22 protein-coding genes and 1 pseudogene are annotated in these 23,420 nt (G+C 40.8%); 19 read left to right on the top strand and 4 right to left on the bottom strand.

The window, feature by feature from the left end; genetic code table 11:
• Positions 1-190 precede the first annotated feature (190 nt).
• The 3 genes from WG8_RS16710 (at position 191) to WG8_RS16700 (ending at position 5,691) form a co-directional block, all read left to right on the top strand.
• Positions 191-1,129 (top strand): ADP-ribosylglycohydrolase family protein, encoded by a 939-nt coding sequence (locus tag WG8_RS16710; protein WP_007431397.1) that lies wholly within the window; start codon positions 191-193, stop codon positions 1,127-1,129.
• 136 nt (positions 1,130-1,265) lie between these two features.
• Entirely contained in the window at positions 1,266-3,653 is a 2,388-nt protein-coding gene (locus WG8_RS16705; protein ID WP_007431396.1) for a polyprenyl synthetase family protein, read from the top strand.
• Positions 3,654-3,945: 292 nt separating this feature from the next.
• Positions 3,946-5,691, top strand: coding sequence for a methyl-accepting chemotaxis protein (locus tag WG8_RS16700; protein ID WP_007431395.1), 1,746 nt, complete (start codon positions 3,946-3,948; stop codon positions 5,689-5,691).
• 100 nt (positions 5,692-5,791) lie between these two features.
• Here WG8_RS16700 and WG8_RS16695 read toward each other — a convergent pair whose 3' ends face one another.
• The gene (locus tag WG8_RS16695; protein ID WP_007431394.1) at positions 5,792-6,349 is read right to left on the bottom strand and encodes a DUF1697 domain-containing protein; all 558 of its coding nucleotides are present in this window, start codon (positions 6,347-6,349) and stop codon (positions 5,792-5,794) included.
• Between the two features lie 494 nt (positions 6,350-6,843).
• Between WG8_RS16695 and WG8_RS16690 the strand changes: the two genes are divergently transcribed.
• Both WG8_RS16690 and WG8_RS16685 read left to right on the top strand, forming a co-directional pair.
• A complete protein-coding gene (locus tag WG8_RS16690) occupies positions 6,844-7,389 on the top strand; it encodes a GNAT family N-acetyltransferase (protein ID WP_007431393.1) in 546 nt (181 codons plus the stop codon).
• 59 nt (positions 7,390-7,448) lie between these two features.
• Positions 7,449-7,988, top strand: a complete 540-nt coding sequence (locus WG8_RS16685) for a CueP family metal-binding protein (protein ID WP_007431392.1) — start codon at positions 7,449-7,451, stop codon at positions 7,986-7,988.
• A gap of 107 nt (positions 7,989-8,095) precedes the next feature.
• Here WG8_RS16685 and WG8_RS16680 read toward each other — a convergent pair whose 3' ends face one another.
• Together WG8_RS16680 and WG8_RS16675 are read right to left on the bottom strand one after the other, a co-directional pair.
• The gene (locus WG8_RS16680) at positions 8,096-8,740 is read right to left on the bottom strand and encodes a TetR/AcrR family transcriptional regulator (protein ID WP_007431391.1); all 645 of its coding nucleotides are present in this window, start codon (positions 8,738-8,740) and stop codon (positions 8,096-8,098) included.
• Positions 8,737-9,933 (bottom strand): MFS transporter, encoded by a 1,197-nt coding sequence (locus WG8_RS16675; protein ID WP_007431390.1) that lies wholly within the window; start codon positions 9,931-9,933, stop codon positions 8,737-8,739. The genes WG8_RS16680 and WG8_RS16675 overlap by 4 nt, the downstream gene beginning before the upstream one ends.
• A gap of 289 nt (positions 9,934-10,222) precedes the next feature.
• Between WG8_RS16675 and WG8_RS16670 the strand changes: the two genes are divergently transcribed.
• The 14 genes and pseudogenes from WG8_RS16670 (at position 10,223) to WG8_RS16615 (ending at position 22,720) form a co-directional block, all read left to right on the top strand.
• Positions 10,223-11,221, top strand: coding sequence for an ABC transporter substrate-binding protein (locus WG8_RS16670; protein WP_007431389.1), 999 nt, complete (start codon positions 10,223-10,225; stop codon positions 11,219-11,221).
• Between the two features lie 369 nt (positions 11,222-11,590).
• Positions 11,591-13,663, top strand: coding sequence for a methyl-accepting chemotaxis protein (locus tag WG8_RS16665; protein ID WP_007431387.1), 2,073 nt, complete (start codon positions 11,591-11,593; stop codon positions 13,661-13,663).
• 352 nt (positions 13,664-14,015) lie between these two features.
• Positions 14,016-14,396, top strand: coding sequence for a hypothetical protein (locus tag WG8_RS28640; RefSeq protein WP_232289123.1), 381 nt, complete (start codon positions 14,016-14,018; stop codon positions 14,394-14,396).
• The gene (locus WG8_RS16660) at positions 14,303-14,506 is read left to right on the top strand and encodes a phage integrase N-terminal SAM-like domain-containing protein (RefSeq protein ID WP_232289122.1); all 204 of its coding nucleotides are present in this window, start codon (positions 14,303-14,305) and stop codon (positions 14,504-14,506) included. The genes WG8_RS28640 and WG8_RS16660 overlap by 94 nt, the downstream gene beginning before the upstream one ends.
• A gap of 86 nt (positions 14,507-14,592) precedes the next feature.
• Entirely contained in the window at positions 14,593-14,835 is a 243-nt protein-coding gene (locus WG8_RS29350) for a tyrosine-type recombinase/integrase (protein ID WP_269744430.1), read from the top strand.
• Between the two features lie 80 nt (positions 14,836-14,915).
• A pseudogene (locus tag WG8_RS29345) lies at positions 14,916-14,984 on the top strand (tyrosine-type recombinase/integrase); the annotation flags it as partial.
• Between the two features lie 258 nt (positions 14,985-15,242).
• Positions 15,243-15,614, top strand: a complete 372-nt coding sequence (locus tag WG8_RS27455) for a hypothetical protein (RefSeq protein ID WP_043891191.1) — start codon at positions 15,243-15,245, stop codon at positions 15,612-15,614.
• A gap of 382 nt (positions 15,615-15,996) precedes the next feature.
• Positions 15,997-16,431 carry a hypothetical protein gene (locus WG8_RS16645; protein ID WP_043891138.1) on the top strand — a complete coding sequence of 145 codons (435 nt, stop codon included), beginning with the start codon at positions 15,997-15,999 and terminating at the stop codon, positions 16,429-16,431.
• 244 nt (positions 16,432-16,675) lie between these two features.
• A complete protein-coding gene (locus tag WG8_RS16640) occupies positions 16,676-17,104 on the top strand; it encodes a hypothetical protein (RefSeq protein ID WP_043891137.1) in 429 nt (142 codons plus the stop codon).
• Between the two features lie 255 nt (positions 17,105-17,359).
• Positions 17,360-18,421: a RelA/SpoT domain-containing protein gene (locus WG8_RS16635; protein WP_083837589.1), complete on the top strand. Its 1,062-nt coding sequence runs from the start codon at positions 17,360-17,362 to the stop codon at positions 18,419-18,421.
• A 141-nt stretch (positions 18,422-18,562) separates the two neighbouring features.
• A complete protein-coding gene (locus WG8_RS16630; RefSeq protein WP_043891136.1) occupies positions 18,563-19,525 on the top strand; it encodes a hypothetical protein in 963 nt (320 codons plus the stop codon).
• Positions 19,526-19,713: 188 nt separating this feature from the next.
• The gene (locus WG8_RS16625) at positions 19,714-20,679 is read left to right on the top strand and encodes a HEPN domain-containing protein (RefSeq protein WP_043891135.1); all 966 of its coding nucleotides are present in this window, start codon (positions 19,714-19,716) and stop codon (positions 20,677-20,679) included.
• 166 nt (positions 20,680-20,845) lie between these two features.
• Positions 20,846-21,781, top strand: a complete 936-nt coding sequence (locus WG8_RS16620) for a hypothetical protein (RefSeq protein WP_043891134.1) — start codon at positions 20,846-20,848, stop codon at positions 21,779-21,781.
• A 237-nt stretch (positions 21,782-22,018) separates the two neighbouring features.
• Positions 22,019-22,720, top strand: coding sequence for a hypothetical protein (locus WG8_RS16615; protein WP_043891133.1), 702 nt, complete (start codon positions 22,019-22,021; stop codon positions 22,718-22,720).
• A gap of 342 nt (positions 22,721-23,062) precedes the next feature.
• On the opposite strand, the gene WG8_RS16610 is transcribed toward WG8_RS16615, so the two are convergent.
• Positions 23,063-23,350, bottom strand: a complete 288-nt coding sequence (locus tag WG8_RS16610) for a DUF6809 family protein (RefSeq protein WP_007431381.1) — start codon at positions 23,348-23,350, stop codon at positions 23,063-23,065.
• Between the last annotated feature and the right edge of the window lie 70 nt (positions 23,351-23,420).

Here is a 23,420-nt window from a genome sequence, read left to right as displayed (position 1 = left end):
CGGGAGTTTTTATGAAAGTATTGACTGCATTGCTCGATATCAGATCTTTTGTGTAATGATGCCATTCCATCACGTTTCTTTAGTACAGCCTGATCTACGAATAAAAGGCGTTACCGCATTTTTGCTTCCTTCCTGGCGAGATGGGAAAATATGCGTTAGTTATTACATTTGAAAAGGGGAGTAAAACCAAATGGCACTTATCAAGGATCGTTTTTTTGGATGCCTGGTTGGGCTGGCCGTGGGTGATGCTTTGGGAACCACGGTGGAATTCAGTAGTCCAGGTACATTTGAGCCTGTAACGGATATCGTGGGCGGCGGTGTGTTTGGATTAAAGCCGGGACAGTGGACGGATGATACATCCATGGCGCTCTGTTTGGCCGAGAGTTTGGTACGAAAAGATGAATTTGATCCGGCAGACCAGATGCGGCGATACACGAATTGGTACTATGTGGGATATATGAGCAGCACAGGAACGTGCTTTGATATCGGTGGTGCGACAAGAGGGGCGCTGCATCGGTTCGAAGCCACTGGAGATCCGTACAGCGGATCTGTTGACCCCTTGAGCGCAGGAAACGGCTCCATTATGAGGCTTGCACCTGTGGCCATGGCCTATGCGAACCGTTCGGAAGAGGCGATAAGGTATGCCGAGATGAGTTCGCGCACCACCCATGGAGCAGTCGAAAGTGTTGAGGCCTGCGCTGTGCTTGCTTCAATCCTTGTAGCAGCTCTGCAGGGGGCAGACAAAGAAGCTATGTTATCGGTCGATGTGTGCCGTAAGTGGCGGCGGGACAAGCCAACTTATTCGGCATCAGTTGAAGAAATCATCCAGGGATCTTACCGTCATAAGGAGCCACCCGAAATACAAGGAACCGGGTATGTCATTCGTTCCCTTGAGGCTGCGTTGTGGGCATTTTATCATTCGACTTCGTTCGAGGAGGGAGCATTGTTGGCGGTAAATTTAGGGAATGACGCCGATACAACCGGAGCGGTATACGGGCAGATTGGCGGGGCTTACTATGGTTTGAATGGTATTCCAATTCGTTGGCACGAGAAGCTTTCAATGAAGGAGACGATTGATGAGCTGACTGAGGCTTTATGGAAGAAGGCCGAAAAAAGTCAAACGTTCTGACTATTGCTCATATTTCTCAACAAATTTAATTTCGTAACCTCACAGATTTTTTTCCGTATAAAGATAAAAACATGATCCAAGTTCGTTCCCTCAGGGAGAAATGCAACCATGTTTAACAAAATGAGAAGTTGAGGTAATGCATCATATGAATGAAAAATTTCATGCCAATACAGGATATCGGCTGGCTGAGCAGAAGGCGTTTCAGTATTTTGCATCACTCTATGATCAGGTCATGGATAAGACTTATGTGACTAATCTTACGGAAGATATCCAAATATGGAAAAGGAATCATATTCATCATTCTTCATGGTTATCCTTCTTTTCACGAGGAAAGCGAAAACCGGATACTCGGGATTATTATAGATATATTCAATGGCTGAGTTATACAGGTAAATTGGATGATTATCTGGATCGAAGTGTTTCTTATATTTACATGAGGGATCTAGGCAAGGCCCTGGATTCTGCTGACACACAGACCCGGATTCAGCGCGTTATTGCTGACGTAAAAAGATACTTGCTTCAATCCACCAGTGCAAACGGGGGAGACCAACCAGAATTTATGAATGTAGCCGGGGTGTATCGGTGGTCCCAAAAGGAAGGGATAGAAGCCACCGTAATTTGGGTAATCAACAAGCTTGGTTCTGTATCTTCTCATATTCCCGAGGGAATGGATGCAGAGCAGGCCCAGCGCAAGCTGATTAAAATCATTATTGGGGTTATTCTGCATGTGATGGAAGAAATGGACGATGCAGTGTCACCTGATGAACGTTCTCGCAGACTTGATGAAGCCATCAGGCTGGGTTACTCCTATGGGTTAACCTATCCTTTTATTGATGATCTTCTCGATTCTCAGCTTTTGACCGTTCAAGAGAAGGAACAATACTCTCATATGATACGTACCGCGCTTCTTACTGGGTCTGTGCCTGAGCTGGGCGACTGGACCGGGAATCATATGCAGTTGATTCAATACATACATTCGGAGCTCTCGGATGCGTTTGAATATATAAAGGAACATCAGCGGCCAGACACACAGCAGACATTTTTCGAACAGTCCTATGTTTTTTTTCATTCTCAAGATATCGACCGTGTCAAAGATCTAACGCGAGCTAATTACACCAATGAAGAGCTTTATATCCCCGTCATTTTAAAGTCTGCTTCTTCCCGGTTGATTGTCCGTTCCGTGATTGGTGCTCCTGAGGATGAGGGCTTTGAGCAACGAACCTTTTTTTATGGTATCTATAACCAGCTTGCTGATGATTTTGCGGATATGGTTGACGATATGAGAGAGGGTGCAGTGACACCCTATACCTATTATTTAAAATATCATCATCAGAGATCAGATTTGATCAATCCGTTTGAATTATACTGGGCGGTCATTTCCTATTTGATCCATAACGTATATAACTCCGATGCCAGGGCTCGTGAGGTGATACTGGATCGTGCAATGAATGGACTCAAACGTTATAAAGAACGTGTAGGTGTTGAAAAGTATAATGAAATAATGGGAATTTTTGCATCCGGCCATCCGGAATTCAATCGTCTTATTCAGAAGATGGTGCAAAAAGCGGATGATGTGGATTTCTTTGATAAGCTGCTTCGGGACCAAATGATTACTCATCTAAAAAACGATTCGAAGGAAAAGGAAGACTTTTTCAATACGATCAAAATAGTCCGTGAGCAGATTGACAATCAATTGAGGATCACCAAACCTCATGGGATTCCGGCCATGAAAGAACAGCTAATTGATGCTGCAAATTACAGTCTCGAAGGGAACGGGAAGCGGATACGGCCTATATTGACTTGGGTCATGGGCGTGAACGAATATGGACTGGATGCATCGGCAATCGTACCTCTTCTGAGATCGCTGGAGTATATGCATACCGCATCCCTGATCTTTGATGATCTGCCTTCCCAGGATAATGCGTCTACCCGGAGAGGGCGTCAGACGTTACATCAGGTGCACAGCAGCGCTACCGCGGAATTAACCGGTCTGTACCTGATCCAGAAGGCGATTGGGGAGCAATCGTCACTGGACCAGTTCAATGCTGAGACTGTGCTTGCCTTGATACAGTACTCGGCCCAAAAGGCAGAAGATATGTGTATGGGACAGGCGATGGATCTGGATTCCAAAGGAAAGGCATTGACATTGGAGCAGTTGAATATGGTGTGCTTTTACAAAACAGGAGTGGCGTTTGAGGCTTGTCTGATTATGCCAGCCATGCTCGCACAGGCCAAGGAGTCGGAAATTGCTGCTTTGAAGAAATTCGCCTATCATATGGGGATTGCTTTTCAGATTAAAGATGATTTGCTTGACGTGGAAGGAGATATGCTCTTACTCGGAAAACCTGTTGGTCAGGATTTTGATAACAACAATTCGAATTTTGTGTCTATCCTTGGTCACGAGGGTGCCAGTAAAGAGATGTGGGAACATTATTGCCTTGCCATGGAAGCACTTGAACAGTTACCCCGCAATATTGCTTTTCTAAAGCATCTAATGAATTATATAGTTAACAGAGATCGTTAAAAAGGTGTGTCCCCCATTGCTTAATCTAAGCGATGGGGGATTTTGCGTTAGGGTAAATATACAGTCGGCAAGGTGGTAAAACCGTCACTTGGGCACAATTGTATCCTTTTGTATATTTGATGTGAAAAAATATTTCTTTATTTTTGCAGTACTGTTATTTCTCTTATAAAAATGAAGCGCTTTCTTCCGATATATATATCATCACGGTGTAAATCTCTTGAGTTTGATTAGAGGATATTGCTTATGAGACAGCGGCGTGATCGATTATACATAGACGACTGGAGGGGTTTTGATGAAAACAAAACTATCAGACGGCACTAAAAGCGCAAAAGGATTTAGAGGTTTAAAGGTCACGACAACGATGGTCACCATGATCATGATCAGCTTAGTGGGTTTGCTCATTGTATCATTGGTAGGGGTTTTCGGCATGTATCAAGCTAAAGAGGGTCAAGGTATTTTGTATATGGATCGTTTTCAACACCAGACAAATATTCTGGAAGTAAAAAGTGATTTTTATAACATGCGGGCCAACTATACCAAAGTACTCGATAATGAGGAGTACACAGATAAACAATATAACCAGGTACAGAAGGGAAAAGGCAGCGTTACTTCAGGGCTGGATAAATTCTCGCAAAAGAATCTCGACTCAAGGGAACAGAAATTGTACGAGCAACTAAGAAGCAGCATAGACACATATTATCAGGATATTGAGCAGATCATGGCAGTCAAGAAAAATACCGGAACCTATGACAAGGAAGAGAGAGGTCGGATTAATACATCCAGTACGGCAATTGTTAAGATACTAACCGATATTTCTGATTACAACAATGAACAATCGGCCAACCTATATCAAAATACACAAAATGAGATTAAAATGCGCACGATTGTTTTGATCGTGATTCTGGCCCTGGTGATGGCTGTTCTTGGTATGATCTCCTTTTCGGCCATTCGGAATATCCGTTCTCGGATGAGCACCATTACGAAATACTGTGAAGAGATTACCCAAGGAAATTTAACGGCAGCACTTGATCCGGCCCTGCTCAAGGGAAATAACGAAATCGCTGTCATTGCACGTGCTATTCAGCAAATGACAGATTCGACCTCAATGGTTATTACGGGAGTTATCAATGAATCCCGCAAAATTAATCAGCTAAGTGACCAGACTAATTATAATATGACAGATCTCAATGGGCGGATTAGAGACGTATCGGCAACGGTCGAACAGCTGTCAGCAGCGATGGAGCAGACTTCGGCGTACACAGAAAACATGAATCATTCTGCGGATGAAATGCAGCGGGCGGCGGAGTACATTTCGGTCAAAACTCAAGAAAGAGCCCAGTCTGCCTATGATACAAGCCTAAAGGCCGAAGTGTTAAAGCATGAGGCTAGTGAGTCCAATAAAGCGTCCAAAGAGATTTACCGGAAGACCAGCGAAAAGATGGCAGTAGCGCTGGAGCAAGCCAAGGCGGTAGACCAAATTCGCATACTCTCCCAGTCTATTCTGGAAATTACGGCGCAAACCAATTTGCTGGCTCTAAATGCATCCATTGAAGCGGCTCGTGCGGGTGAGTCAGGCCGGGGTTTTGTGGTTGTGGCTAACGAGATTCGCAAGCTGGCAGATGGGTCCAGGCAGGCAGTAGACCAAATTCAAAGTGTTACTCAAGAGGTTGTGCAGTCTGTAGCCAATTTGACGACCAATGCCGAGGAATTACTGGACTTCCTGCATGCCAAGGTGGGCAAGGATTATCAGCTGCTTGAGGATACGGCAGCACAATATTACAATGATGCAGTTGAGCATACGAATACAGTCAATGATTTAAACGCCACCTCCAAGCAGGTAAATGAAACCATTCAAACCATGGTGAGAGCTATCCATGAGATTGCAACAGCCAGCGAACAGTCTGCCGTCTCTACCCAGCACATTGCTGGGAATATGGTTTCATCGGCGGGAAAGTCTCTTGAAGTGGCGCAGCAGTCCGATCAGGTGAAGGAAAGTGCTGCTCGACTGAATGAACTGGTTGACGGTTTTACAATTTGACGAAGCCAGTACGGGCGAAAGGTATTTCATACTTTAACAGCACATTTAAAAGAACGCAATTAGGGGAGTCAGAAGCAGGCTCCCTTCTGGATTGTATCTACTACAGCAACTCTTCCTGTTCAGCCATTTGCATCAGCTTATAAATTTGCCGGGTCGTGTTCACATTCCGCACCGTCATATGCTGATATAGGCTGGAGCCGATCAGTTTCGTCATCCCGCTTGTTGTGACATGTTCCTTGCTGACAGAAAACAGAATGGCCCCGGACGTATATATTACATGGCCTATTCCCGGCTTCAAAGGAAGCTTGTCCAGAACGGAAATACCGTTAATTTCATCCCACAGAAAAAATACATCACTTTTCATCTGTGTATCATTAGACCATTCCTCCGGCAATGCCTCCATAATGGTCTGTATTTCCGCCATATTGCGGACGATAAGCCGGATGGGCAGGCTGAAATCTTCCAAAATGGCCTGCTCCAGTTGAAGCACCAACTCCTCGTTGGATTGAACTTCACTGGAAAAAATGATGTTTCCGGAGTTAATGTACGTCGTAACATGGCTCATACCAGCCTGCTCAAAAGTTTCCTTGAGCTTCTTCATATTAATCTTGTTTTTGCCGCCCACATTAATGCTTCGCAGCAATGCGACATAGATCATATCAGGCCTCCCCTCCTATGCAAAAGAATTTAACAAAAGGATAGATATTCAAATAAAAATGCGGTTTGGTTTTCACCCAGCAAATGCTGTAACAACGGTTCTACGTTCTAGCTAAAAGATATCATAATATGGCGATGGAGAACATATGTTTCTATATTTGAATGATAGAATCTTTCAGCAAGAGTCCTAGGCACCACAGGTACTTATGGATTCATTTTACCACCTTGTTGATCCAGTCAGGTCCAGAATCAAAGGCTGCCATGGTCCTAATGTGTGATCAGGATCAGAGCCAAAGTCTCAGTAACAGCGAATGCCGATTATGATAGACTTATGATAAATTTGTGTTTGTACTGTCCCATGAACAGTCGGGCACTGGTCATATTGGTTTATCTGGATAGGGAGGTGTTGTGTCCGTGAACAATTCGATTACTATTGCTGGGCAGTAACAGCCTTTCTATTCCTATCTATCGAATCTATGGAGGAGTTTTGACATCATGAAAAAACAGTTCAGCATTCAACTCGCTGTTCCTTCGGATCTGGAGGCGGCGGATCATGTTTTTGAAAGTTCCATATCTGCGGCATTTGAACAGGAGGGTCTGGAAGCTTTAATCGACGACATACAGCAGGAGATTGAACATAAAAAACAATTGCTGCGTGCATCTTTGTCAGATTTGAATCCAGACTTGTTTTTCCTGACGGCCAAACATAACCATAACGTTGTTGGAACGATCTCTTATGGCCCTTGTGGAGAAGAAATCAGGAAGTGCACCAACGACGAGCTCCAGCATGTGGGAACATTGGGAAGTTTATATGTGCTGCCCGATTATCAAGGACAAGGAGTAGGCTCGGCGTTAATTCGAGCTTTGATGATCAGGCTGCAGGAAATGGAAGTTGCGCAATTTTGCCTGGATAGCGGCTTCAAAATAGCCCAGACCAAATGGCTGCGAAAATTCGGCACCCCCTACACGGTTGCAAAGGATTATTGGGGCGAGGATGGGGATCACATGGTGTGGCTATGTGAAGTGCAGGATTTTTTATGAGAAACAGAGTGAACCAACTCCTTTATAATAATAAAAAAGGGACAAGGAGATGAATCAAAATGAAAAAATTAACCTTGATAGCAACTGGGTTAGTTGCTGTCGCCATAGGGACATACCTGATTGCAGGGAATGCCCAGAGAGAAGAAGCCGACAACCAGGGAGCGTCAAATATCAAGCAATTGGTGCATGATTTCAGTACAAGAAAGGCAACGGCCGAGTCTGCTTCCATCACTTCCAGTCAGTTAAGTGTATCGGAGGATGGTAAAACCACAAAGACCTACGCTCTGCCTGATAACGAATTTTTTCTTTCGATAGCGCCATATATGGAACAGACCCACCCTTGTGCAACCCATAGCCTGACCGGTTGTCAAGGCGAAATGAAGGATGAAGAGTTCAGTGTAACGATTCATGATTCCGCTGGGAATTCAGTCATGAATAAAACCTTAGTAAAATCCCAGTCCAATGGATTTATTGATCTATGGCTGCCGCGTGACAAAACCTATAGCGTTACGGTGGAGCATGAAGGGAAGACTGCAAAATCCCAAATCTCCACGTTTGAGAATGACGATACCTGTATTACCACGATGCAATTGGGTTAACGCAGTGAATCTAAATCCAGTATCCCACTGAACGGCTTTGAAGGAGAAGTTATGCATAGTGGACTAAACGAGTCGACCAAGAATTAAGTTCCTGGAACGACTCGTTTTTAAGCTGGGTTAGATATTGAATCTAGAATCATATCAGCTACAGTACTTGCAATCTCATCCAATTCAACGGTTCGAGCATCAGGAATCGACGGGGGAGTAGAACTTAATCTTTGCAGCAATCCCATCATCGTCTGGAAAATAGATACAGACATTTTGAAAGCATCAACATCAGGCTTCAAAGAACCGTCCTGTATGCCTTTAGAAATTATCTCTTCTAAAAAATGATTATGAAAACCCTCTTTGATAAAACGCTCAAAGCGGGCTGCCAACTCCTCTTCTTGACATTTATACTTGTAGTAAAGATCAAAAAACATGATAAATCGTAGTTCCTTCCCATGCTCTTTGGCAAAATCAATCCAGCTGTACAGCAAGCTTCGCAGACTTTCTTTCCCGCTTATAGTGTCTTCATTGTTCGCCTTTATAAACTCGGTCATATTTTTGAGTATATTCATAGCTACTTCAAAAACAAGTTCGTCCAAACTTTTAAAATATTTATAAAAGGTAACTCTGCTGATTCCAACAACGTCACATATTTGTTGAATATTTATACCTGAAAAATGATACTCCAAAAATAATTGGGTTCCAGCTTTGAGAATTTCCTCCTGATGCTTGTGTTTCAGATTTGTATGCCATGTGCTGGTCATTGTTCAACACTCACCTTTTTTTGTAATTTGGGTCGTCTAATCAAGCCAATCGTTGCCATCAGAATAAATGCACCCAGAATATAAGGCAAATTGATGTGAACGTCAAAAAGTGTTCCGGCTATAACAGGGCCCAATATGTTGCCCAAACTATTATATGTAGTATTAAGTCCGGCAACAAAACCTTGTTGGTCACCAGCTTGCTTGGAAAGGAGCGTATTTACTGTAGGACGTAACAATGAATTGAATAAAAAGAAAAGAGCAGATACCGCAATCAGATAGGAAAAATTAACTTTGATAAGCATGAGCAACAGAGCAATGCTTGTCACAATAAGCGAGTATCGGATGAGATTGTATTCTCCAATCCTTCGGATGAGTTTATCCATAAACCATACTTGTACGATAATACCTATCGCTGCACCCAGTGTAATCAGGACGGAAATCTCCATAGAACTGAATCCATATTTCTGCTCAATGTACAATGAAAATACGGTTTCATAATTTACCAAGCCGAAGGTCATGACCAAAACTAACACCAGCAAAGGAAAATAAGGCAACGTAAACGATTGTACAAGTTGTTTCCAAATCGAGGGGGTAGCTGCTTCTTTATGAACCTGCGTTCTTTTTTCGACAGGCAATGTTTCAGGGAGAACGAAAGTCAATACGGTAGCCACCAGCCCTAAGCCAGCCGCTATAAAATAAGGAAATCGTACGCCAAAGCCAGCCAAAAGACCTCCGATCCCCGGGCCCAGTACCATCCCCAAGCTCATTGCTGCACTCAGATACCCCATCCCTTTTGCACGCTGATCATGTGTTGTGATGTCCGCGACATAGGCAAGTACGGAAGGAACCATGATGCCTAAGCCGATTCCTCCGATAAAGCGGGCAAGATACAATACAGGCAGGTGATACGCTATCGCAAATATATAATCCGAAATAACAGTGAGAGCCAGGCCGATTAAAATCATTTTCTTGCGTCCATATTGGTCAGACCAGCGTCCGCCAATCGGTGAAAACAAGAACTGAGCTGCACCAAAAGCAGCAACCAGGTATCCAGCAGCCGTGCCTGCAACATGAAACTGTTTTAAATAATCCGGCAAAATAGGAATAACCATGCCTTGACCCAGCAAAGCAATAAATAGATTAAGCATTAAAATAAATAGGGGCAGTTTTTTCTGCAATGGGGAATTGGACATTAGGAAGCACTCCTTCAAGATAGTCGTGAAATAAATAAGAGAACATCATTTACATCTCGTTAATAGTTTACAATATGTAAATAGTATAATCCACACACTGTACTTTAAGAAATCGCATCAGGCAAACGCACGAAAAAGAAAAACAGATGCCATTGTGCCATGTTTGCGTTCCCGTTGAGCGTTCTGTGCCACCTTTTATCATTGACAAAATTACATTTCTCCGTCATAATCCAAAAATGATAATGATTATCATTATCTTAAAATGTACATATACGGGGAGATACATTCTATGAAAAAAGGTTTAAGCGGGGTTTTATTGCTACTGGCTTTTGCGCTTGCACTGGTAGGCTGTGGAGCGGCAGGTAAACCATCGGATACAAACCAGGCGTCAACTTCCGGCAGCACACCAGCCGAAGCAGCGGGACCTGTGAAAGTAAAGCACAATCGTGGTGAGATCACACTCGATAGCCCGGCCAAGCGTGTTGTCGTGCTGGAATGGACATTTACGGAGGATATGGTTGCGCTGGGTGTTCAGCCCATTGGTAATGCGGATAATGCCGGATACAAGCAATATGTATCTTCGGAGGCGGCTCTGGACAGCAGCGTGACTGATGTCGGAACGCGTGACGAGCCCAATCTGGAAGCGATTGCTGCATTGAAGCCGGATCTGATTATTTCCAATGTTGATGGAAATGCAGCTATCTATGATCAGCTGAAAGCCATTGCACCGACAGTCGAATATAGTCTGAATAGCGGTAAAGGCTATGATTATGACAAAATGGTAGAGATATTCAACAACATCGCGGTCGCTCTTGGAAAAGAAGATAAAGCGAAGCAGGTGTTGAAGGAGCTAGATCAGCATTATGCGGAAGCCAAAGAAAAGCTCGCCACTGCCGGTAAAGCGGAGTTTCATTATAGTCTGACACAGGCGTTCACTTATCAAAATGCAGCCAGCCTGCGCATGTTTTCGGATAACTCGGTTGTCGTAGGCACACTGGCGAAGATCGGGTTGGTTAACGATTGGAAACCAGCCAAGCTTGAGCAGTACGGTTTTTCAACTGTGGGCATTGAAGCACTGCCTGCTGTTCAGGACAGCAACTTCCTCTATATTGTGCAGCCGGACGATGATGTTTTCGGGGCAGCGCTAAAAAATAATTCGGTCTGGAACGGCCTGAATTTTGTCAAAGAAAAACGTACCTATGCATTGGATAGCAAGACATGGACGTTTGGTGGTCCTGTCTCGTCAAAAGCGTTAGTTGACACCGTTGTTGCGGCGATTACGAAATGAGCCGGGGCTGAGTATTCCATCCGGTATATAACTGGCGCATGGCAAGCATGAATGGGGCGGTCTAACCGCTCTCATCCATGCTTTTTTTATAGGCTTATAGAATGGCTGCTATCTCGTTGCCTCTCTATCCGTTAGTTCCCCAGTTTATTCTTCACCCGTAGCTACAGGCTTCTCCTCATAGCTAATCCAGTTGCTCGTCGACGGAAATCGAGCCTGGGGACATACGCTGCATCTCCTGTATACTCATGGGCATCCAGGTCCCGTGAAATACCTTAATTTGTATATACTAAAAACCTATTAAAACAGCTGTATACTTCCGACATATTATCTAAGAGCTTTTCGCTCAATATTCCTCGGGGAGATGGCAGCATGTCACAAAATATGAAAAAGCGCGTATACAGATCATCCAGCATCGCGAACACATTGGCCTTGGTGCTGTTAGTCATTATCGTTGTCGTCTTTGCAACCTTGGGGACGTTTATGTTTGCAAGCACGCAAAGCATGCTTGTCAAGCAGCAAGAGGACATGCTTCAGACCAAGACGCAGGCTATCGTCAGTCAATTTGATGCGTTATTTAAGGAAAAGGGATCGCTTGTCAAACAAATGTCAACGAACAACTTATTTAGGCAATATCTAGAAACCACCCCATCGGCAGAGATGGCGAAAACTTCTCCATATGCTGCGGAAACCAAAGCGACTCTGGCAGCCATTGTAAAAGCAGAGCCCTCTTTTGCCGACGCCTGGATTGCAGGAATATCGGGTAAAGGCTTCTTTCTTCAAAATGATGGTGCTGCTTCGGGCCCGGATTTCGATATCCAAACACGCCCGTACTTCAAGCCGGCTGTAGAAGCAGACGGTTTATACTACTCAGATCCCTATATTGACGTCAATTCGGGTAGTGTGCTTATGGGCATTTTCTATCCGATCAAAGACAGCAGTAACCAATTAATCGGATTTGCTGCTATTGATATTGCTTTCAAAGACATCCCTGCCGTTATGCAAAGCTATTCGCTCGGAAGCACAGGTTATTCGATTCTTGCATCCAAAACGGGCGATATTTTATATCATCCCGATCAAAATAAAGTGTTGAAAGAAAAGATTAACGAAAGCACAGGCGAGCTTGGGGAGATCGGAAAGAAAATGATTGCCGGCGAGTCCGGAGTACAGCTGATTAATGATAATGGAGAACGTCGTTATATCGGATATGCAACCAGTAAAGATACCGGGTGGTCCGTAGGTTTAACCATTTCTGAACAAGAGGCGCTCGCACAATTAAAAGCCTTTACCTGGATTACCATTGGCGGTTTTGCTGCAGCCACAATCCTGCTGGTTGTGATTTGTTATATAACGCTCCGTTATCTGTTGAGATCAATACCGAAGCTGCTCGCAAAAATCAAGCTGATTGAAAATGGAGATTTGACCGTTCAATTTGATACACATTCCAACAACGAAATCGGTCAAATTTCTCAAGGAGTTCACAATATGGTTCAAAGAATTCAAGGAATGCTCCAAATGGTGGGCAGCTCAGCTCAAGTATTGAATCAGTCTTCACATGATTTGCAATCCATTTCTTCCAGAACCGCGATAACGATGAACGATACCGCGACAGCAATCAATGAAATTGCCAATGCGACGAACTATCAGTCCACCGAAACGGATAATATTTTACAAAAAACCGGAGCATTATCCGGCCAAATTGACGAAATTGCCAATGATACGAAAGCCATCGAAATGATGGTGCAAACCTCTGCCGAACAAAGCGGATTGGGGCTGAATGTAGTAGATCAGCTATCCAAATGGGCGGAAGAAAATCACAATTCCACACAAGCGATGTCGGCTATTATTCAGGATATTGATCTGAGCCGTCATGAGATTTCGAGTATCGTAGACACGGTTAATCAAATTGCAACGCAGACCAACCTGCTGGCGCTTAATGCTTCCATCGAAGCTGCACGTGCAGGAGAACAAGGCAAAGGGTTTGCCGTTGTTGCCGGGGAGGTGCGCAAGCTGGCTGAGCAGACTGCACTGGCGACACAGGAAATCTACAAGAAGGTACGTGTGATTGAAGAAAAAACCAGCGTATCGGTTGAGCATACGGTTCACGGTCTGAAAATTGCAGAAGAAAATGCAAGATCGGTGGAGAACACGAAGCAAGTATTTTTTAGTATTAACAAGGATTTGGAAGATTTGAAATTGCGAATGATCCAGATCAGCACGAACACCTCTAAAGTCCACAAGCACAAAGATGAAATTTTACAGGCCCTGGAGATCATCTCTTCCACCACGGAGGAGAATTCCGCTTCAACCGAAGAGGTTAGCGCCAGCACGCAGGAACAATTGGAGAGCTTCGAACAGGTTGCTGAACTATCCAAACAATTAAGCCAGCTGTCCAATAAGCTTCAAAACGAATTAAGCCAGTTTAAGGTCGAGGAACATGAATAGGCATGATTTTGACTTATATACAGCAAAGCCCGCGTCCAGCGCGGGCTTTTTGTCTTTACTTCTCCCCGTTAACTACCGGATTTTCTTTGTTCTTCTACAGTTGCTATCGTTACAGTAGGTTGCTGTCGATTATAAGTTTTTTGAAAATGCCGGACTATCTCATCTTAAATCGAGCAGGTAGCTGGCTTACCAGAACCATAGCGATGGTCAGATCCCAAAAATACATTGGCATTGTAACTAATTTTTTTGTGCAAAATTGGATTTCCAATTTTTTGAACGGTTGATATACTAAGGAGGCAAGCGAGATAGGATTAACCATACTTTATCAGAATAAAAAACGATCGGCGTACGGTTGGAGCGATACGGAGTCGAGGAGCGAGAAGGGATTCGGTCCATACTGGGGAGGAGATGGGTTCCGGACGAAAAAATCTGGACGATTCCGTACAGCATCGCGGCTATAGAAAGCCTGTTGGAAGCGTATCGGAGCTGCGAGTTCGAGTGCGACGAGCGCTTGAATAAAGAGCTGCCGTACATCCGGGAATGGCTGGATCGGTGGGGTGCGCAGGTCAATGCGGTTCTCTCTTCTTCGGAACGAGGTAATGGAATCCGGATCGACGGAAACAATTGCGCGATGCATTGGTGGCAAGGGGTTACAGCAGCAAGACGATTAAAGCTTACATATCGCAAACGGAACGCTTTTTCGCCGATTTGCAAGGGACCGAAGCAAGTATAAATGATGCGGCGGTGCAAAAATATGCGCTGGTGCTGCTCGAAAAAGGCCTTTCGCACGCTTATGTGAACCAAGCGATCAGCGCGCTGAATTTTACTTTCGCCATGTGCTAAAGCAGCCAAAATCCGCAATCTATGTTCGTCCGAAAAAGGAGAGTAAACTGCCGGATGTGCTGTCCCTGAATGAGGTCATGCGTCTATTGAAAGCATTGAAAAATTCGAAGCATCGGGCTATTCTGTTCCTGACGTATACATCCGGGTTGCGGGTAAGCGAAGTGGTGAGGTTGCGTCCCGAAGACTGCGACCGGGAACGAAAAGTGCTGAAAGTCTGTCAGGGAAAGGGCAGGAAGGATCGGCAAACGCTGCTCTCCGAAGCGGCTTTTGCGGTGGTCGAGCAGTACATAGGGGCGAAGCAGCCGGAAGACTGGCTGTTTCCAGGGTAGAGGGAAGGCCGCCACCTGACGGAACGTTCAGCGTAGAAAGTGTTTGAAAAAGCGCTGGCTGAGCGGGCATTCGCAAACAGGTGAGTATCCATTCGCTAAGGCATTCCTTTGCGACCCATTTGCTGGAGAATGGGATCGATCTTCGCTATATTCAGGAACTGCTGGGGCATCAGAGTGTGCGAACGACGGAGCGGTATACACATGTGAGCAGGCGGGACATTGGGCGGATTCAAAGTCCGTTGGATCGGATGGAAAGGGCTGGAGGATTGAAACGCAGAAAGTGCGGGAATATGAAGAAAAGTGCAGGATTCACGAAGTGCGTGAATATGACAAAGAGAGCATTTTTTCGGAAGTTCGTAAATAGGACGTTATGTGCAATTATTGAAAAGATCATGGAGGGGCAATGTATGAAAAAGAAAGAATATAAAGATAGATTAATTGAATTACTTAATGAAGGAATTGAAGAACTAACAACAGACCAAGTAATCCATAAAACGAAATTATTGATTTTTGAATATGAGAAAAAACAAGCGTATAGTACAGAAAATAAGGGGAGACCTTGGACAGATGAAGAGTTAAGAGTAGTATTATCATTTGCACCAACTAAAGAAAACATACTGAAGTTGGCCAAAGGATTTAAACGTAGCTACGGGAGCATTGAACAAATTTTTAGATGGGCTGTAACCACCGATGGAGAGATTATAAATAAGGGAAGAGAAGATGATAGTTTTATAAAACAGATTAGAAGATTGTATAAAGAGATGGGTTGGAAGGCGTAAATTAGAACGTCAATCAATGGAGTGATAACTACACATAACATAATATTCAAGCTGCGGCTCCGTTGGAGCCTAGGTCTGCGAGATGGATTTCGGGGAGGGATTTCAGCAGACAACCCCTACAGGGTTCATGAATACAGAAACGTTATCTGAAAGACTAAAGGGAGAAAACAATGACAGATAAACTTCTAAAACTTTATAAAAAGGACTTAAGCTTGTTACACATAATGATGAAAAAATAAAATGGCAAGGGTTTAATAGATCTATTATTGCCCTAATTTTAAGCATTATCTTAATTATTGCAATAAAGTACAATATAAAATCTGATTGGAGTAACGTATCTTTTGTCTCTTTAATAATTTGTATTGTTATACTTTTTAGAGACTTGATTTTAGAAAGAGATCGGATAATTAAATTTGATAATAAAGTGAAAAATTATTATCAAATTAGAATTGAGGGATTAAGAGCATTTTTGAGAAATGAAAGCATTGATACAGATCCTAAAAAGATAGATTTACTGATAAAGCTAGTAGAAAAGCAAGCTGAAGAACAGAAAGTTCCGTTCTTTGTAGGGAGAGGAATTCTTTTGACTATCCTTTTACCCATTGTTTCAGCCACCTATACAAATATTTTAAATAAATATACTGATGATTTAACTGCTGTTTTTACAATATTTGTGATAATTTCGGCAATTGTTTTACTTGCATTTATCTATGCTACTTTTTTTAGATTTATCTACGATGAGTTTATTAATGGAGATTATCAAAGATATAAGACCATAGCTAATGACTTACGAGAATTACATTTTAAATTAGTATAGTCCTTCAGATAACATAATATTCACTCATCGGACATTCGTCCTCGGTCCAGCATGAGCCGGACACCCAGCCTGCGCTGGGTCGTGAATACAGGAACGTTAACTGAAACTACTGCAAGTACTAGGTAAAGAAGGTGCATTAATGTCATCCGCTATTTTTGGATTATCAGGTGTATTATTAGGAGTATTTATTAGTGAGTTTTTTTGATGTAAGAGTAGAATTGAATTATTCACAAAAGAAGTTTTTTTGAAGAGGCTTCAAATATTTGAAGAATTGTATCAATTAATGCTAGAAGCAGAGAAGATTTCATATACGCTTGAGCATGAGCTAGAAAAAGATGTGGTGACTGAGCAATGGACTGAAATTGTATTCAAGATTTCAGATTATCTTGACACTAATTTTATTTACGTTAATGAAGAAATAATCGCTCATTGCATGATTACACTTGTAGGGTTTGAAGAGATTCTTTTCGATGAACAGAGGTCAAAACGTTTATACGAATTTAGAACGAAACTTAAGGAAACAAAATACCTGATTAGAAACGTGTCGGGTATAAGTGCAACAGAAAATACCATACGAAAAGTAGCCAACATAAAAGTATCAACAGATTATATTAAGTACTTTAGACAGTTAAAAAGAAAGCATGATCAGGATCAGAAAAAGAATAGAAAATAATTATGCAATTCAGGGATGGCATTAATTCAGTTAACATTTAATTCACGCTGCGATCCGGCATTCGCCGTCTCTTGGTCGCCGAGATGGATTTCGGGGAGTGGAATCAGGCGACAACCCTGCACCACCTAACCGCGTCGCGGCCAGGAACTCCGGGGGCTAAGATAAGAGCTATCTATGCCTCCGGAATTCCTTTAAGGTGGTGAGGGTTCGTGAATACGTGAACGTTATCAGAAATTTTACAACAGAGGAGAGAAAATGATGGGAAAATTAATAAAAGAAGAATTTTTGAAAGAATATCATTTTGATGAGAAAATACTTGATGAAAATAAAATAAGTTGGGAGGTACTTAACAATATTTATTCTGATTTTGTAGAAAGAAGAAATACTTTGACCACGCAAGCAGATTTTATTGCAAATATGTTGAGAGCAAATAATCAAATCCATACTGTTAGATCAAGAGTAAAAGATCCGGAACATTTGATCGCAAAAATAATCAGAAAAACCCCGCAAAGAAAAGAGAAACATGGAGAAGATTTTCAATTTACATTGGAAAATTATGAACATGAGATAACTGATTTAATTGGAATAAGAGCAATTCACATTTTCAAACAAGAATGGGAGATGATTCATCAATTTATATTAGAAAACTGGAATGTTTTAGAGGTGACAGCGAATGTAAGAGAGGGAGATGATAGTAAAAGATTCGACGAGCTCAATATTCCGATTGATGCTCGGAACAATGGCTATCGTTCAGTCCATTACTTAATAGAGTTTAATCCAACTAATAAGCGTGTGGTGGCAGAGATACAAGTTAGGACTATTTTTGAAGAAGGTTATGGTGAAATAGACCACCAGTTAAGTTATCCGCATGGACAAGTTCCTGAAGTACTTGCACTAAACTTACTGCTTTTTAACCGTATTATAGGAAGTGCAGATGAGATGGCTTCATTCATCAATATTTTAAAGAAAAGTTGGGCAGATATGGAGGGAAAATATGAGGCTGAAATAAAAAATAAAAATTTTGAAATTGAACAACTAAAAAGTAAAATTAATAAAGCTGACATCAAGTCAGATGAAAAGAAATCTATAATATCTAGCTTAGACGAATTTATTTCGAAAAATAATACTTACGATCTTTCTGGAAGTTCTAATTTCTTTAAAATTTATCATAATTCTATTGTGGATGTTAAGAAAGCTGAAAAGAACTTACAGACTTTAATTGATTCTGTCGCTTTTGAAAATTCTTCCAATATTTTAAGAATGGATTCTAATCAAAAGAAAAGAAATATAAAAGAATCTGATGATTCAAAGGAATAGTAAAACTTCTGATAACATAATATTCACGCTGCGGACATTCGTCCTTGGCCCGGCATTCGCCGAACACTCAGCATAAGCTGAGTCGTGAATACAAGAACGTTATAAGAAACCGATTAAAACAAAAAAAAGAGGAGTTTCAACATGATTTCTAAATTTGAAAACCCATTAACGAATGCATTGTCTCAAGGAATAAGTGAGCAGGATATTTTAGAGGCAGTTAAATCATCTGGGTATCCATTACAAACAATAATTACTGAAAAACTAAAATCTTTTGATTTGACAGAAGAATGGAGTTTCGTTGATAGAGATACTAAAAGCATGAGGAATATAGATATATTGGCTGAAAAAAGACTATATACTTATGAGGATTTCCCAGATACTAGAGTGCGACCTCACATAAGTTTATTGATAGAATGTAAGCAATCATCATTACCATACGTCTTTTTTCTAACAAAACATAAACCTTTTCTTGACAACTTTCCTATATATACTGGTTTGTTTAACAATAATCGCATTCAAATAAAATCCAACGACACAAGAGACACTTGGTCACTGTCAATAAATAGACTATTTGGTCTTGTTGAACATGATTTTATATGCAATTCTCCCTACAAATCAAAAGTATTTAGCAAGTGTGTAAGGAAGGGAAGAGAATTTGAACTATCAGGAAGTGACACATATAATTCTGTTGTAATGCCAGTCATTAAGGCAATGAGTCACTATTCTCAAGTTTGCACTCCACCGAAAACAGCTCATTATTTCAGTAGTTATTTAACTATGGGGATAGCAGTTATTGATGGTCCAATGTTAGGGATTAATGTTAATGAAGATGGCAACAACGAGTTAGTATTTACGCCTTGGGTCAGAGTATTACGTCATGAAAATGACGATGAATTGAAGTGGATGTACAAAGGTAAACATTATGTAATTGATGTTATCCACAAAGATTTCTTTTCAACTTATATCGATCAGCATTTAATGCCATTTGCAGAGTTATATGCTTCATATGCATTGAAGCACGCAAAGGTGTTAGCGAATGGAAAGGGATTTATTAAAGGGATGGGACAAGATTGCACTAATAATCTGGAAGATAGGTTAAAGTAATTTCAAAGGAGAGCCGGCATCTTATAACATTATATTCACGCATCGGGCATTCGCCCTCGGTCCGGCAGAAGAATTTCAGGGAGGCAGGAGCAGCCGGACACACCCAGCATTCACTGGGCGTCGTGAATACAGGAACGTTATGCGAAAACCTCCGAGAGCATACAAAATATATAAAGAAGGTGATTTTAATGAAGATGAAATTTATTAGTAAATTGTATCATTTTAATACCACAACTAAACTTAATCGAGGGCCTATTATTAAAGGTAATATTAGGATATCTAATAGTAACAATATTATTGATGACCATTTTAGCGATACAATTTTTAAGGATATGGTTGGTTTACTCGAGTTTGATTATTTACTTAATGGGCATTATTTATATGCTATTAGTGATTTAAAAGAGAATTTGAGTGAGAGTAAAAGAATTGAAACTTTAAATGATTATCTTAAATTCACACAATTTCTATGCAGTGCTTTTTGGTTAATAAAGGATAACAGTATAAACTGTGAGAATGGATATTTGTATATTTCCGCAGATAGTGTCGAGCAGAATTCAGTTTCATCTAATATGAGAACCCCTTTTTTCTCCAATGCACTTGGAGAAAGGGAAGATGTGTTATTCACTCGTGAAGAAATAGAGAAAACTTCTGAATTATTTGGTGGTTTTTTTATAAATGAAGGCATGCAATTTACAAAAGATGAGACACATAATTACCTATACAATAGAGCGACAAGAATAGAACGTTTTTTTTACTTTTTACAATCGGCTAGAACACAATCATATTTACCAAGTAGAATTGCTCTTTATTGTACGATGATTGAAACAATATTTTGCTCTGAAGATAATATGGAAATTACTCATAAAATTGCAGAAAGAGTGGGGAAATTTCTAGGAAAGGATTTTGATGAGAGACTTACGTACTTTAAGACAATTAAACAAGCATATACTATTCGTTCTTCTACAGTCCATGGAGATAAAATTAAAAAGAGTTTTAGAAATGATGACATACTTAAACAAATATCCGTTAACTTAGATAGTATACTTAGGGAATGCATTAATAAGATATTACTGGATAAAGAGCTAATCGAACTTCTAGAGAAAGGTTCAAATGAAGATTTAAATAAATGGTATTTGGAGCTTATTCTAAAGTAGCCGAAGGTCTTCGCATAACATAATATTCAAGCTGTGGCTCCTATGGAGCCTTGGTCTGCGAGATGGATTTCGAAGAGGCATTTCAGCAGACAACCCCTGACGGGGTTCATGAATACAGGAACGTTAGGCGAAACTCCCGAAAATATTAACTGAAAGAGTGGGTTACATGGAAGTTATTGAAAACTATCTACAGAATGTATTGTTCCCACGATTTGAACAATATGAAATGAATAAAGACATCATTGAAAGAGTAGGACTTGATATAAAGACCCGGCTCTTGTCTTTATTTAATAACTGGAATAATTGTGATAATAGAAGAGCGTTGTTAGTTACGAGTGTTGAGGAAGCACATTATTATCAGCCTCCTGAAGACATAGAAATTCGATGTCTTGTTGTATTGACTATTAGAAATAGTCTAATAGAGGATCTTGCGAGCACTAATGAAGCCGCAAAGTTAATGGGGCTGCAGGAGACAATTATTCCTGAACGAGATATCAGAAAGTTTACCTCTGATGCAATAAAGTATTTCTGTTGTATTGATATTAGTACAGTCTCAAAAAGTGTTATTACTGATAATGATGTTTACGGTAAGCTAATGTCTTCATATCCACTAGCATGGAGCATTATAAAAGAATTAGGAAAAATCGTTTTTCAAAATAAGAAATATTCGATTATTGATGACAAGACTAACAAAAGCATAGTTAAGAATTCGAAACAGAAATCTGATAATTTATTAAGAATTGACCAATATTTTAAGGAGAATACAGTAGTCTTGAGTGGTATGGATCCTAATATTGACCCTTATTTGTCAAATGTACTTAAAGCAATAAGCGAAGGTTATCCAATCTTCTTTACTGATTCTTTTAAAACAATAACAAGGAATCCTGAAAAATTGTTAAAGATAATTGATTATGTTCTAGCGAATAATGCAAGTATTGTAACATGTAATTTTTATATTAGTAGAGACTATGTGAGCGCTAGAAGTGAGCTTCAAAGACCGATGCATAGTGAGAGTGAGATAATTGAAAAACTAAAGAACAAAAACGGTTTATCAAAAACACATTTGAAGGCACTGAATTATATAATTAACAATATAAATTGAAGGTATTTCGAAGAAGTCGAGAGCATCGCCTAACATCGCATTCAACGCTGCGGGCCGAGACAAGCTCGACCCTTGGTCCGGAAGGGGCATTTCGGGGAAGTAAATTCACCGGACACATTCAACCAGCTAAGTGGCAGAGCCACCCGGACCTACGGTCCTTAAGCCGCTTGAACGTCGTGAATGCGGGAACGTTATACGACAGAATCAAAAAATACGGTAATTAATAGGAGAGAAATTATGGGCGAAGATCCTAAATTGTTTAGATTTGATAGTAAAGAAGATTTGATTATGTACACTAGCCTCGTATTAGAGTTGTCTATTAAGCATTTGAATAGACATAAAAGATATTTAGATGAATTATTGAAAGTCACTAAATCTAACAAGTCTATAGATTATAAACAATATAAAGCAGTCGAAGATAAGTTATATTCACCACAAAACTATTTATTGAATTTATTTGCGGACAGATCGAAAAATTCAGCTTCCTATTTTCGTATCAGAAAAGTGATGTCAGATAAAGCAGAGGAATTTCATATAAATTATGTAGAACACGAACAAAAAGATCTTGAAATTATGAACGATCTTTACAAGCGAAGAAATTATGAACATCATTTCACAGACGCAAAAATGATGGAATGGAGAAACTACAGAAAGAAACAACTTGAGTCACATCCTGAGTTTCAATGGCCATCAGAAAAAATCGAAGTAAATTATAGCCAATATATAAACAAAGAAGATGCAATGAGGAACTATAAACTAGCTCAACATCTTCAAAAAGGTTTTGAAAGGCTATTAGATTTATTGAAAACAGATTACTCGTTAATGGTAGGTAAGAGAGTAGAGGTGGTTACAAGAGTTTTACCATCTTCAATTCCAAAGCATAATCTCTACATTTCTGCTAACGGTCAATTTAGACACTTGGGTAAAAAGAAAGATTAACGACATGACGGATACTTCGTATGCCACAACGGCAAAACTTAACACCAATGAATATAGGTCATTAGAAGTGATATGTATGGCTTAGGTTATCTGCCAAGAGGTTTATTGTAGCACATAGCATATCAATTACAGATTTGAATTAAGAATGTATGCTGATTAATCGATGAAGTGATTCCGTCGTATAACATAATATTCAAGCTGCGTCTCCTTCGGAGCCTTGGTCTGCGGGATGGATTTCGGGTAAGCATTTCAGCAGACACATCCGACTATGTCGGACGTCGTGAATACGGGAACGTTATACGACAGAATCAAAAGCAATAGGAAAGAGGATCATATGATCCTCTAGATGTTAGAATTTTTCAATTCACTAAAGAGTTGTAGAGCGTCTTTGAAACCTTGTATGTAGATGCTTCTTTCTAAGATGGATTGGAGAGAAATTTGAGCATCTTCGTACAGAAAAACCGTATGTTGAAGTTGATCGGGTAACGCTTCGCGAAGCGTTCTAAAGTATCGATCTGTCTCCGAAGAAAGCTGATTGTACTCCGTATGGTACTCCAGAAGCTCAGCAAAGAGTAATTCTAAACGTATTCTTATAAGTGGCTCTGTCAATGATTCTAATGCATTAATCATATGTTGTTCCTCCTTTAATTAACTTCATAGAGTTATTATATAACCTTATAGAGTTAATTACAAGGTGAAT

The organism is Paenibacillus sp. Aloe-11, from assembly GCF_000245715.1.
Taxonomy (GTDB): domain Bacteria; phylum Bacillota; class Bacilli; order Paenibacillales; family Paenibacillaceae; genus Paenibacillus; species Paenibacillus kribbensis.
This window is presented reverse-complemented; position numbering and strand designations above follow the sequence as displayed.